This window comes from Amycolatopsis sp. cmx-4-61 (genome assembly GCF_046548775.1).
Classification (GTDB): domain Bacteria; phylum Actinomycetota; class Actinomycetes; order Mycobacteriales; family Pseudonocardiaceae; genus Amycolatopsis.
The window spans coordinates 1,039,237-1,051,541 of record NZ_JAEBEI010000001.1; the positions used below are offsets into that span (position 1 = coordinate 1,039,237).

The window sequence follows — 12,305 nt, forward strand, 5'->3', positions numbered from 1 at the left end:
CTTCGAGAAGCTCGGCGCGCTGACCCAGGGCTGCTACGACCGGAAGATCGAGCAGCTCACCGGTCGAAGCGGCGCAGGTCGTAGGAGTCCATCAGCTTGATGACCTTGTTCGCGTACTCCGGGTCGGTGGCGTACTTCTTCGCCACCGCCCGGATGAACGCGTCCGGGTCCGTGCGCACCGGCAGCGCCGCCGCGTAGTTCGGCGACGTCGTCAGCAGCCGGCCGTAGTCGCGGAACGAGTCGTCGGTCGACGCGTACGAGCGGAAATACGCGTCCACCGGGTGGCACGGCGCCGGAACGCACTCCGTCGTCGGGTACTGCGCGCAGCGCACCGCCAACGGCCCCGGGCTCGTCGGCGTGACGCACTTGAAGCCGAAGTAGTTGCGCTCGGCCGTCGACAGCTTGCTGCGGCCCCAGTTCGACTCCAGGATCGACTGCGCCACCGTCACCGACGCCGGGACGTCGTACTCCGCGTGGATCGTGCGCGCGATCGGGCTCACCGCGCCGACGTAGGCCTCTTGGAAGCCCGACGCCAGCGCGGCGTCGCGAACAGCACCCTGGTCGATGGGCGGGACCACCAGCAGCACGGCCGCCAGTCCGATGTGGATCATGGCGACACTTTGCCCGGTTCACCGCCGGGAAAACCGGCGGTCACCCGGACGAGGACTCAGCAGTAGCCGAGCTGCGCGAGCGTGTCCACGATGATCTCGGACGGGTGGTACTTGTCCATCCAGGACTCGCCGCGCCGGTTCTGGTACGTGTCGAGGAAGTTCTGCAGCTTGTCGCCGCGCATTTCCGTCAGCACCACCGTCTCGCCGAGGTGCTGCGGGGTCTCCGTGCGCTCGCGGTGCACCGCGCACGGCAGGCCGAGGTAGTAGCACTCCGCCGAAAGACCACCCGAATCGGTGACGACGTACTCGGCGCGCGCCACCAGCGGCAGGAACTTCAGGTACCGCATCTTCGGCTGGACGATGAACTGGTCGTCGAAGATGTTGCCGATGCCCAGCGCGCGGATCTTCTCGCGCTCCGGCGCGCCCGCCATGTACAGGATCGGCATCTTGCGGCTCTGCTCGCGCAGGATCTCCAGCGCCTCGCGGTACTTGTCCGGGCGCGAGACCAGCTCGAAGCGGTGCAGCGTGGCCAGGCCGAACTTCTCCGGCAGGTTCGGCACGTCCAGCGGTTGGTTGATCGCCAGCCGCATCGCGTCGATCGCCGTGTTCGCCTCGGTGTCGACGACGACGCCGCGGGCGTTGCGCAGGTTGTTGACCTCGCGGATGCTCGGCGCGAAGTGGATGTCGACGATCTTCGCCGCGATCTTGCGGTTCAGCTCCTCCGGCAGCGGCGAGAGGATGCTGCCCGACCGGGCGCCCGCCTCGACGTGCCCGACGCGCGACTTGAGGATGCGCTTGCCGATCAGCGAGCCGTACGGCGTGGTGAACGTGTCGCCGTGCACCAGCACCAGCGGGGGACGGCCGTCCTCGGTCAGCGCGGCGCGCAGCTCTTGGCGGCGGCTCCACGCCGTCCGCAGCACCTGCGCGGCCCAGCCCGGGACCTGGGCCGGCGACTCGAGGTTGTGCGCCTTGTCCTCCGGCACCAGCCAGACGTCCGGCTCGGGCATGTTCAGGTCGGCGAGGACGTCGGCGACCTCGTCGACGTGCTGGGCGGTGAACCAGATCTTCGGCCGCATCCCGCGCTCGCGGATCCCGTGGTAGACGGGCGCGATCTTGATCAGTTCCGCGGTGGTGCCGAGAATGAAGGAAATCACCAGAAGAGCCCATTTCCGAATCGGGTGCGGTGGCGTAAGGATACTGGCCGACCCGGCGCGCGGGCCGCCGGGTAGCCTCGGCACGGTGAGTGCGAACCCGCTCCTCCCCTCGCTCAGCGTCGTGATCCCGGTCTACAACGAGCAGGACTGGATCGAACGCAGTGTCGGCGCCCTGCTCGCTTCGGCGTCGGCCGCGAGCTGGCCGATCGAGGTCGTCGTGGTCGACGACGGCAGCACCGACGCCACGCCGTCCCGGCTCGACGACCTGCGCGAACGCCACGGCATCACCGTCCTGAGCCAGGCCAACTCCGGCCGGTTCGAGGCCCGGCGCGCGGGCATCGCCAAGTCGTCCGGTGAGTGGGTCGCGCTGCTCGACAGCCGCGTCATCGTCGACGAGCACACCCTGACGTTCCTGCGCGACCAGCTCGTGGAGCACCCCGAGCGCGCGGTCTGGAACGGCCACATCAACGTCGCGTCCGAGCACAACCCGTACGCCGGGTTCATGGCCGGCCTGGTCAAGGTGCCCTGGCGCAAGTACTGCGCGAACCCGCGGCTGATGTCCTACGGCATCGAGGAGTTCGACGTCTACCCGAAGGGGACGACGTTCTTCTGCGCCCGCCGCGGCCTCCTCGAGGGCTCGGTGACGGCGTTCGCGTCGCTGTTCGACGACCTCCGCTTCGCCAGCGACGACACGCGCATGCTGCGCTGGATCGCCGAGCGCGAGCGGATCTGGCTGGCCCCCGAGCTGTCGGCGACCTACAACGGGCGCGACTCGTTCAAGAAGTTCACGCAGCAGGCCTACTTCCGCGGCACGACGTACGTGGACTCCTACATCGCCTCGCCCGGCCCGGCCCGCAACGCCCTGTTCGGCGCGCTCGCGGCCGGCGTCATCGGCCTGGTGTTCACCGCGAAGAAGCCGAAGACGACGCTGGCCGCCGGCGTCCTCGGGGCGGTCGCGGCGGGCGAAGTCGTCAAGAAGTGCGGCGCGACCGGCCCCGAGGCCCGCGCGGTCACCAAGCTGCTGCCGGTGTTCGCCGGCGGGTTCGGTGCCGGTGTCCTGCGCGGCCTGGCCATGGCCGTGCGGGCCAAGCTCCGCCGCCGATGAGCGCCGAAGTGGACACCCCGGCCGCCGCGCGCAGCGGGCGCACGACCGCGGGCAGTCTCGGCGGCTCGCTGATCGTGTCCATCGGCCTGGGTTACGTGCTCACGGTCGCCTGCCAGCGGCTGCTGCCGCCCCAGGAATACGCGATCTTCGTGACGTTCTGGGGCCTGGTGATGGGCCTCGGCAGCACGCTGTCGCCGCTCGAGCAGGAGCTCTCGCGCCAGTCCGCGGTGGCCGCGCTCACCGGCGGCAAGGCCGGCCGCCCGGCGCTGCGGGCGGTCGCGGTCGGCGTGGTCGTCGCGGCCGCGTTTTCGCTCGCGCTGCTGATCCCGCCGATCAACGAGAAGCTCTTCCGCGGCGACTGGTCGCTGGCGGTCATCGTGCTGGCCGGCGGCGTCGCGTTCGCCTGCCAGTTCGGCACGCGCGGGCTGCTCATCGGGCAGCACAAGGTGAAGGCGTTTTCGCTGCTCGTGGTGGCCGAACCGGCGGTGCGGGCCCTGATCCTGGGCGTCCTGTTCGTTTCGGTCGCCTACAACGTCGTCTCGCTGGCGATCGCGGTCGCGGCCGGGTCGTTCGCCTGGCTCCTGTTCGCGCGCCCGGCCCGGCGGCTGCTCGACTTCCGCGTCGAGGGCGACGGCTGGGGCGTCACCTCGCGCCGGATGGGCCTGCTCCTGGTCGGCGCGGCCCTGACCGCGGCGGTCATCACGGGCTATCCGGCCCTGGTCGGCCTGCTCGCCCCGGGCGGCGACGGCGACCGCGTCGGCGCCCTGTTCGCGGCGCTGGTCATCGCCCGGCTGCCGCTCACGCTGATCGGGCCGGTGCAGTCACTGGCGGTCCCGTTCGTCGTCCGGCTCTCGGTGACGGAGGAGGGCCGCCACCGGCTGCGCCGCGTGCTCGCGCTGGGCGCGGCGGCGTCTCTGGCCCTGGCTGCGCTGGGTGCGCTGGTGGGGCTGTGGCTCGGCCCGTGGGCGGTCCGGTTCGTCAGCGGCCCGAAGTACGCCATCGACGGCTGGTCGGTGGCGGGGCTGGTGTGGTCTTCGGTGCTGCTGGTGCCGATGCAGCTGCTCACGGCGGTCCTGGTGGCCCGCACGCAGGCGAAGCTGGTGCTGGCGACCTGGGCGGTGGTGACGGGCACGGCGTCCCTGGTGCTGCTGTTCCTGCCGGGCGACACGGTGTTCCGCGCGGTGATCGCCCTGGCGGTGGCGCCGGCGCTGGGGCTGGCGGTGGTGCTCGCGTTCGTGTTGCGGCGGGCACCCGAGCCGGTCGAGGCGGACGCGGAAGCCGCCTGAGGGACTCCCGCACTGCCGGACTCCCGCACTGCCGGAGTCCCGGGTGACCGTCAGCCTCGCGGCGGGGTCTGCGGCAGGTCCAGCCGGTACACGCTCACCGTTCCCGAGCTGAACACCTTCGTCAGGCCCGGCAGGCCGGCGAGCTTGCTCAACCCCGGCGCCAGGCTGTACGTCAGCTTGCCCGTCCAGTGGTGGCCGTCCGTGCCGACCGTCGGGGCCGAGGAATCCACGTACACCCAGCGGACGTTCTTCTCGCGCAGGATGTTCTGGACCTGCGGGTCCGCCGGGAAGTAGTTGAACATCGCCAGCAGGGTGATGTTGTCCTGGATCGGGCTGTGGCCGTCCGGGACGATGTTGAGGATCGGCAGGTCGTAGTCGACGTACAGCAGCGTCGACCCGTCGTTCGCGTTGTTGAGGATCGTCTCGCCCGGCGCCGCGTGCTCGTGCAGCCACTTCGCCGCCGCGTCGTCCGAAGCGTCGTAGCGGACGAACTGCGGGGCCGCGTAACGCTGGCTCAGCGACAGCGCGCCGGTGTTCATGTAACCGCGGAACGACGTCACCGTCAGCGCGCCGAGCAGGACCACGATCAGCCCGTACGCCACGGCCGGCCGGAACCGCTCCGGGACCGGGTTGCGCCTCCTGACCCCGACGACCAGCAGGCCGAGCGCCACGAACAACACCCCCGCCAGGGGCGGGATCAGCAGGTAGACGTGGGTGTCGAGGCGGTTGGCGACCCGGTAGTAGTAGCGGCCGATCATCGCGCCGAAGCCCGAGTTGGGCGAGTAGTGGAAGCTCACCATGACCGTCGCCCAGAACAGCCAGGCCGTCAGCAGCGGCCAGGCCCGGCGCGAAAGCACCGTGGCGACGACGCCGGCCAGGCCCAGCAGGCCGAGCACCAGCTGGCCCATCGTGCCGCTCGGGTCGAACCAGCCGCCGTAGGGCAGCCGGGCGACCAGCTCGAACGACGTGTCCAGCGGCGAGCCGGGGATGTTCGCCGGCGCGTCGACCACCGAGCCGTTGCCGAGCCGCAGCAGCGCCAGCACGTCCGGGACGATGAGGACGACGGCGACCACGCCCGCCAGCACCAGCGGCAGCAGCGCGCGGACGAAGGCGAGCCGGCCGGCCTTGGTGAACAGCAGGCCGATCATGGCCGCGACCGTGGTCAGCGCGATCGAGGTCAGCGCGCTCGGGTGCAGGTTGAACGCCCCGGCGGCGGCGACGCCGACCAGCACCGCGCGGCCCCAGTTGCGCTTGCCGAGCACCAGCATCACGGCGACGAGCCCGGGCATGAGCGACATCGCGGCCGCGTTCGGCAGGACCCCGCCGTCGTGGGCCAGGGCGATGCCGGGCCGGTACAGCTGCACGGAGACCAGCGCGGCCACCCCGGCGGCGAGTTCGACCCAGCCGCGGCCGACCCGGCCGTGTCGGAGCACCGCCGCGGTGAGGGCGGCCACCGACAGCGGGAGCACGACCACCGCGAACACGACGGTCACCAGGTTCAGCGACAGCATCGTGTCCCCGAAGACGTCGGTGAGCAGCGCGCTGATGTCGGTGAAGCCGGGCGGGTAGAACTGGACGTTCGTGTCGTGGACGACGTCGATGGGCAGGATCTGCCACGGCGCGGCCTTGCCGGTGAAGTGGGTGAAGGCGGTGAGCACGGCGTGCGTGACGGTGTCGTGCTCCTGCGTCGGCGTCCGCCACGACCCGAGGCCCTTGTGCCAGACGCGGATGCCGAGGCCGACACCGCCGACGGCGATGAGCGCGCCCAGTACCCGGGCGATCGTCCCGGCCCGGCCGGTCAGCGCGCGCAGCCGCGGGTCTTCGGCGGGCTCGACCGGCTCCGCGGCCGGGCGGCGGCGGCGGACCAGCCACCGCACCCCGCCGAGCAGGAGCAGGACGACCACGAGCGAGACGGCCGCGGTCAGCAGGCCGAAGCGGAGTCCGGTGACGCCGGTGAACAGGGACACCAGCAGCACGAACCCCGTGGTCAACGGCGCCGAAAGGCCCGCGAGCCACAGTCGTTCGCGTACGCCGGTGACCAGGAGGATCGAGAACCCGGGGAGCAACACCACCAGGATTCCCACAGTCAGCCGGACAGCTTCGGACAGCATGCCTTCTCCGATCAACAAAGCCGCCAACGCCCGGAGTCTAGGGGTGACCGCGGTGTGCTCCGGATGTGGGTGACAGGGAGGTGACGTGCGCGGTTGCCGGACCGCCAGCTCGGCGAACGGTGTTCACCCCGGCCGCGGCCACGTCCGGCGGAAAACGGGGTGGGAGACTGGGTTTCCTGCTCGTTCCGGCGGCGGGACGCGGTTTCGCCGCGACCGGCCGCCGCACCCGGGTCCACGGCCGGTGACAGCAAGTGAAGGGCTAAGGTGATCGCGTGTCTGTGACCTCGGCGACCTCGGTGACCAGCCGCCGCGTGCTCATCGTGATGCCCGCCCTCAACGAGTCGGCGAGCGTCGCGTCCGTCATCGAGCAGGTGAAGCGCGCCCTGCCGACCGCCGACCTGCTGGTGGTCGACGACGGCTCGGTGGACGACACCGCCAAGCTGGCCAGGGCCGCGGGCGCCGAGGTGGCCCGGCTCGCCGTGAACCTCGGGGTCGGCGGGGCCATGCGCACCGGCTTCCGCTACGCCGCCGCCCGCGGCTACGACGTCGTCGTGCAGGTGGACGCCGACGGCCAGCACGACCCGGACGAACTCGACGCGCTGCTGCGCGGCCTCGACGACGCCGACATCGTGATCGGCTCCCGGTTCGCCGGCAAGGGCGCGTACAAGGCCAGCGGGCCGCGCAAGTACGCCATGGTCGCGCTGTCCATCGTGTTCTCGCGGCTGGCGAAGACGCGGCTCACCGACGTCACGTCGGGCTTCAAGGCGATGGGGCCGCGCGCGATCCGGCTGTTCGCCGGCTACTACCCGGCCGAGTACCTCGGCGACACGGTCGAATCGCTGGTCATGGCCATCCGGGCCAAGCTGACCATCAAGGAGATCCCGGTCATCATGCGCGAGCGCGCGGGCGGCACGCCCAGCCACTCGCCCGTCAAGTCGGCGGTCTACCTGGGCCGCGCCGGACTCGCGCTGCTGCTCGCGCTGGTCCGCCGCCGTCCCGCGGTCGACTCCTCGGATTCGGCTTAAGGAGCTTGGGAAGATGGCCGGTTGGCGCATCCTCAGCATCGTCATCGCCTGCTTGGTGCTCTTCGTCGTCATCGAGATGATGCGGCGGCGCAAGCTGCGGGAGAAGTACGCGGGCGTGTGGCTGGTCGTCGCCATCGGCGTCGTGGTGCTCGCCGCGATCCCGGCGGCCGCGCAGTTCCTGGCCCGGCTGACCGGGGTGGAAACCCCGTCGAACTTCGTCTTCCTCCTGGCCGGCGTCGTCCTGGCGCTCGTGTCGCTGCACCTGTCCACCGAGACCGGGCACCTCGAGGAAGAGGTGCGCACGTCGGTCGAGGAGATCGCGCTGCTGCGCTGCGAACTCGAGGACACCCGCCGCGAGCTGGCGAGCCGGATCGCCGAGCTCGAAGCGAAGACGGCGGCTCCCGACGACGTCAAAGGGCTCCCGGAGGTCGAGCGCGTCAGCAAGTGACGCGCTGATCGACGCCCTGCTCGCCGCGCCCGCGCGGCTGGGATCGGTGCGCGTGCTGGCCATCGACGGCCCGTCGGGCGCCGGGAAGTCCACGCTGGCCGCCGACGTCGTCGCCCGGCTGACGGCCCGCGGGTGCCGGACGGCCCTGGTCAGCACCGACGCCTTCGCGACCTGGGATCACCCGGTCGCGTGGTGGCCCCAGCTCCTCGACGGCGTCCTGCGTCCGCTGGCCGCCGGCGTGGCGGGGGCGTACCGGCGAATGGACTGGTCCACCGGGGCACCCCGGCCCGGCGAGCTCGTCCGGGTGCCCGTGCCGGACGTGCTGGTGCTGGAGGGCGTTTCGAGCGGCCGGGCTTCGGCGAGGCCCCTGCTCTCCCACCTCTGCTGGCTCTCCGGTGGCTCGGAGGCCGAGCGGCTGGCCAGGGCCGTCGAGCGCGACGGCGCGGCCGCGCGGGCGGATTTGGCGCGGTGGCAACGGTTCGAGCGCGGCTGGTTCGCCGTCGACGGCACCCCCGAAGCCGCCGGAACCCGACTTTCGTAGGGGACGAAGTGGTCACGCAGCGTGTGCGAAAGGTTCCGGATCGATCCAGCGGTGCGTAGCCGGATACACGTCCGGACCAATGTTGGTACCGCCATCTGTGTCAGTGATCGGACACCGGACGCAGCCGAAGACGGCAAATGGTCACATTCTGTCGCGATTTACGGACACATTGCGGTCAAATCGACGTCCACGTAGCGCGATCGTAACCTCACGTGCTTAAGTGCGGGCCGAGTTCCCGCTAGTGTCGGCGAGCACACCGATCGTCCGTCGAGTTCCTGACCGACCGGACGGTGACTTTGAACCCGAAACATCTCCCAAGGGGTGCCAGATGCAGCAATTGCGGCTGACCCGGACACGCCGCGTGGCCCTGATCGGGCTCGCCGGCGCGCTCGCGGTCTCGCTGTCCGCGTGTGCGGAATCCAAGCGTGACGAAGGCGCGGGGGGTGGTTCCGGGGGCACCATGATCTTCGGCGCGGCCGGCAACCCGAAGTTGTTCGACCCGATCTTCAACGACGAGGGCGAGACCTTCCGGATCACCCGGCAGATCTTCGACACGCTGATCCAGAACAAGCCGGGCACCGCCGACCTCGAGGCCTCCCTGGCCGAGAAGTGGGAGCCGAGCAACGACGGCAAGACGTGGACCTTCTCCCTCAAGCAGGGCGTGAAGTTCTCCGACGGCACCCCGTTCGACGCGACCGCGGTCTGCTTCAACTTCGACCGCTGGTACAACATGAAGGGCGCCGCCGCCCAGAGCCAGATGATCTACTACGCCGACGTCTTCGGCGGCTTCGCCAAGAACGAGAGCGACGAGTACGGCGACCCGGTCTACAAGAGCTGCGAAGCCAAGGACCCGGCGACCGCGGTCGTGAACCTGAACAAGGCGAAGGGCGCGTTCCCGGCGGCCTTCACCCTGCCTTCGTTCGCGATGCAGAGCCCGACCGCGCTCAAGCAGTACAAGTCCGACGAGGTCACCCAGTCCGGCGACTCGTTCACCTACAGCGAGTACGCGAACAAGCACCCGGTCGGCACCGGGCCGTTCAAGTTCGACAGCTGGGACCAGGGCAAGGGTGAGATCACCCTGTCCAAGAACGACACCAGCCCGACCCAGACGGCCAAGCTCGACAAGCTCATCTTCAAGGTGATCCCGGACGAGAACGCCCGCAAGCAGGCGCTCAAGGCCGGCGACATCCAGGGTTACGACTACCCGGCGCCCGCGGACTACGGCCTGCTGCGCAACGAGGGCGAGCAGGTGCTGGTGCGCCCGCCGTTCAACGTGCTCTACCTGGGCATCAACCAGTCCGGCCCGGCCGGTGAGAAGCTGAAGGACGTCAAGGTCCGCCAGGCGCTGGCCTACGGCATCAACCGCGAGCAGTTCGTCAAGAGCAAGCTGCCCGAGGGCGCCGAGGTGGCCACCGAGTTCGTGCCCAAGACGATCTCCGGCTACACCGACGAGGTCACGAAGTACCCGTACAACCCGGAGAAGGCCAAGCAGCTGCTCTCCGAGGCCGGGGCGTCGAACCTGACGCTGAAGTTCTACTACCCGACCGAGGTCACCCGGCCGTACATGCCGAACCCGGCGGACGTCTTCACCTCGATCTCGGAGGACCTGAAGGCCATCGGCGTCAAGGTCGAGGCCGTCGCCAAGCCGTGGAACGGCGGTTACAAGGACGACGTGCAGAAGTTCGGCAAGCAGGACCTGCACCTGCTCGGCTGGACCGGTGACTACAACGACGCCGGGAACTTCGTCGGCACCTTCTTCGGCCGCAAGAAGCCGGAGTTCGGGTTCGACAACCCGCAGCTGTTCCAGGCGCTGGCCGCCGCGGACGCTTCGCCCGCCGGCGACGCCCACGCCAAGGCGTACCAGGACGTCAACAAGCAGATCATGGACTACCTGCCCGCCATCCCGATCTCCTACGGCCCGCCCGCCATCGTGGTCGGCCCGAAGGTCAAGGGCCTGGTCGCCAGCCCGCTGACCGACGAGCGGTTCAACACCGTGACCGTGAACTGACGGTTCCACGCGCCGCGAGGCATGGGGTGGGCGCTACCGCGCCCACCCCATGTCCGTAAGCAACGGGCTGCCCCTAAGGACTGCAAGTGCTCCGTTTTCTCGTGCGTCGGCTGCTACAAGCGATTCCGACGCTCCTCATCCTGTCCATCCTGGTCTTCGCCTGGCTGCGGTCGCTGCCCGGAGGGCCCGCGGCCGCCCTCCTCGGCGACAAGGCCACGCCGGAGAAGATCGCCAACCTCAACCACGTGCTGGGGCTCGACCAGCCGGTCATCATCCAGTACTTCAAGTTCCTCGGCCGCGCGATCACCGGTGACTTCGGTGCTTCGCTGGTCTCCACCCAGCCCGTGATGTCGGAGATCGGCACGTTCCTGCCGGCCACCATCGAGCTGGGAATCTCCGCGATGATCGTTGCGGTGCTGATCGGCATCCCGGCGGGCTACCTCTCGGCCCGCTACCGCGGCGGGGCCGCCGACAACGTGATCATCGTGCTGACGCTGATCGGCGTCGCGGTCCCGGTCTTCTTCCTCGGCTACATGATGCAGGACCTGCTGGCCGGGCCGCTGGGCCTGCCGTCGCAGGGCCGGCAGACCGCGGGCCTGGACGCCACCGCCGTCACCAACTTCGCCGTCCTCGACGGCATCATGACGAGCGAGTGGGACGCCGTCTGGGACGCGATCAAGCACCTGATCCTCCCGGCGTTCGCGCTCGCGACCATCCCGCTCGCGGTGATCACCCGGATCACCCGCGCGTCGGTGCTCGAAGTGCTCAACGAGGACTTCATCCGCACCGCCAACTCGAAGGGCCTCACGCAGCCCGTCGTCCGGCGGCGGCACGTCCTGCGCAACGGCCTGCTCCCGGTGGTCACCACCATCGGCCTGCAGACCGGCGCGCTGCTCGGCGGCGCGGTGCTGACCGAGCGCGTCTTCAACTTCCGCGGCCTCGGGTTCCTGCTGGCCGAAGGCATCGAACGGCGTGACTACCCCCGGCTCCAGGCGCTGCTGCTCTTCGGCGCGCTGGTGTACGTGCTGGTGAACATGCTGGTCGACGTCTCGTACGGGATCATCGACCCGAGGGTGCGTGTGCGATGAACACTCTGCTGAACAAGAAGAAGGAGCCGATCGACAAGCTGGCCGCGGCGAGCGGGCACAGCCTCGGCGGCGAAGCCCTGCGGCGCATGCTGCGCAGCCCGGTCGCCATCACCGGTGCCGTGATCACCGGCCTGTTCGTGCTGCTGGCGATCTTCGCGCCGCTGGTCGAGCCGAAGGACCCCTTCGAGCGGTACCTGCAGGACAAGGTCGCACTCGGCCAGGGGATCATCCCCGGCTCGCAGCCGGGTTTCCCGCTCGGTGTGGACGACTTCGGCCGCGACGAGCTGTCGCGGCTGATCGCCGGCGCGCAGAACACCCTCCTCGTCGGTGTGCTGGCAACGGTGATCGGCGTGCTCCTCGGCGTCATCATCGGCGGGCTGGCCGGCGCCTTCGGCGGCTGGGTCGACACCGTCCTCATGCGACTCGTCGACGTCATGCTGTCGGTGCCGTCGCTGCTGCTGGCCATCTCGGTGGCGGCGCTGTTCGCCAAGCCCAGCCAGTGGACGGTGATCCTCGCGGTGTCGCTGATCGGCGTGCCGATCTTCGCGCGGCTGCTGCGCGGCTCGATGCTGGTGCAGCGCGGCAGCGACCACGTCCTCGCAGCGACCTCGCTGGGTGTCAAGCGCGGCGCGATCGTGTTCCGGCACATGCTGCCGAACTCGCTCGGCCCGGTCATCGTGCAGGCCACGCTGACCCTGGCGACCGCCATCCTCGAGGCCGCGGCGCTGTCGTTCCTCGGGCTGGGCGACCCGGACCCGAACCGGGCGGAGTGGGGCATCATGCTGAGCAAGGGTGCCCGGCAGTTCCTCGACGTCCGGCCCGAGCTGGCGTACTACCCGGCGATCGCGATCATCATCGTCGCGCTCGGGTTCACGCTGCTCGGCGAGTCCCTCCGCGAAGCCCTCGACCCGAAGAACAGGCGGTGAAC

At 70.1% G+C, this 12,305-nt stretch carries 11 protein-coding genes; 8 read left to right on the plus strand and 3 right to left on the minus strand.

What is annotated here, in order from left to right; all coding sequences use genetic code 11:
• Window positions 1–56 precede the first annotated feature (56 nt).
• Window positions 57–611 (minus strand): glucosaminidase domain-containing protein, encoded by a 555-nt coding sequence (locus ACLJOU_RS05130; protein ID WP_410563602.1) that lies wholly within the window; start codon window positions 609–611, stop codon window positions 57–59.
• 56 nt (window positions 612–667) lie between these two features.
• Window positions 668–1,765: a UDP-N-acetylglucosamine 2-epimerase gene (locus ACLJOU_RS05135; RefSeq protein WP_410563604.1), complete on the minus strand. Its 1,098-nt coding sequence runs from the start codon at window positions 1,763–1,765 to the stop codon at window positions 668–670.
• Window positions 1,766–1,850: 85 nt separating this feature from the next.
• On the opposite strand from ACLJOU_RS05135, the gene ACLJOU_RS05140 reads away from it, so the two are divergent.
• The gene (locus ACLJOU_RS05140; protein ID WP_410563606.1) at window positions 1,851–2,870 is read left to right on the plus strand and encodes a glycosyltransferase family 2 protein; all 1,020 of its coding nucleotides are present in this window, start codon (window positions 1,851–1,853) and stop codon (window positions 2,868–2,870) included.
• A complete protein-coding gene (locus ACLJOU_RS05145; RefSeq protein WP_410563608.1) occupies window positions 2,867–4,156 on the plus strand; it encodes a lipopolysaccharide biosynthesis protein in 1,290 nt (429 codons plus the stop codon). The genes ACLJOU_RS05140 and ACLJOU_RS05145 overlap by 4 nt, the downstream gene beginning before the upstream one ends.
• 50 nt (window positions 4,157–4,206) lie before the next feature.
• Here the strand turns inward: ACLJOU_RS05145 and ACLJOU_RS05150 are convergent, their stop codons facing one another.
• A complete protein-coding gene (locus ACLJOU_RS05150) occupies window positions 4,207–6,267 on the minus strand; it encodes a DUF6541 family protein (RefSeq protein ID WP_410563610.1) in 2,061 nt (686 codons plus the stop codon).
• Window positions 6,268–6,590: 323 nt separating this feature from the next.
• Between ACLJOU_RS05150 and ACLJOU_RS05155 the strand changes: the two genes are divergently transcribed.
• The 6 genes from ACLJOU_RS05155 to ACLJOU_RS05180 all read left to right on the plus strand — a co-directional run bounded on the left by ACLJOU_RS05155 (window position 6,591) and on the right by ACLJOU_RS05180 (window position 12,303).
• Window positions 6,591–7,292, plus strand: a complete 702-nt coding sequence (locus ACLJOU_RS05155) for a glycosyltransferase family 2 protein (protein ID WP_410564731.1) — start codon at window positions 6,591–6,593, stop codon at window positions 7,290–7,292.
• A 13-nt stretch (window positions 7,293–7,305) separates the two neighbouring features.
• Window positions 7,306–7,740, plus strand: coding sequence for a DUF2304 domain-containing protein (locus ACLJOU_RS05160; RefSeq protein WP_410563613.1), 435 nt, complete (start codon window positions 7,306–7,308; stop codon window positions 7,738–7,740).
• Window positions 7,741–7,792: 52 nt separating this feature from the next.
• Complete coding sequence (locus ACLJOU_RS05165) at window positions 7,793–8,281, plus strand: uridine kinase (protein ID WP_410564733.1); 489 nt, start codon at window positions 7,793–7,795, stop codon at window positions 8,279–8,281.
• A gap of 460 nt (window positions 8,282–8,741) precedes the next feature.
• Window positions 8,742–10,289: an ABC transporter substrate-binding protein gene (locus ACLJOU_RS05170; RefSeq protein ID WP_410564734.1), complete on the plus strand. Its 1,548-nt coding sequence runs from the start codon at window positions 8,742–8,744 to the stop codon at window positions 10,287–10,289.
• 86 nt (window positions 10,290–10,375) lie between these two features.
• Window positions 10,376–11,377, plus strand: coding sequence for an ABC transporter permease (locus ACLJOU_RS05175; protein ID WP_410563614.1), 1,002 nt, complete (start codon window positions 10,376–10,378; stop codon window positions 11,375–11,377).
• Window positions 11,374–12,303 carry an ABC transporter permease gene (locus ACLJOU_RS05180; protein ID WP_410563616.1) on the plus strand — a complete coding sequence of 310 codons (930 nt, stop codon included), beginning with the start codon at window positions 11,374–11,376 and terminating at the stop codon, window positions 12,301–12,303. Before ACLJOU_RS05175 ends, ACLJOU_RS05180 begins: the two co-directional genes overlap by 4 nt.
• The last annotated feature ends 2 nt before the right edge of the window (window positions 12,304–12,305 follow it).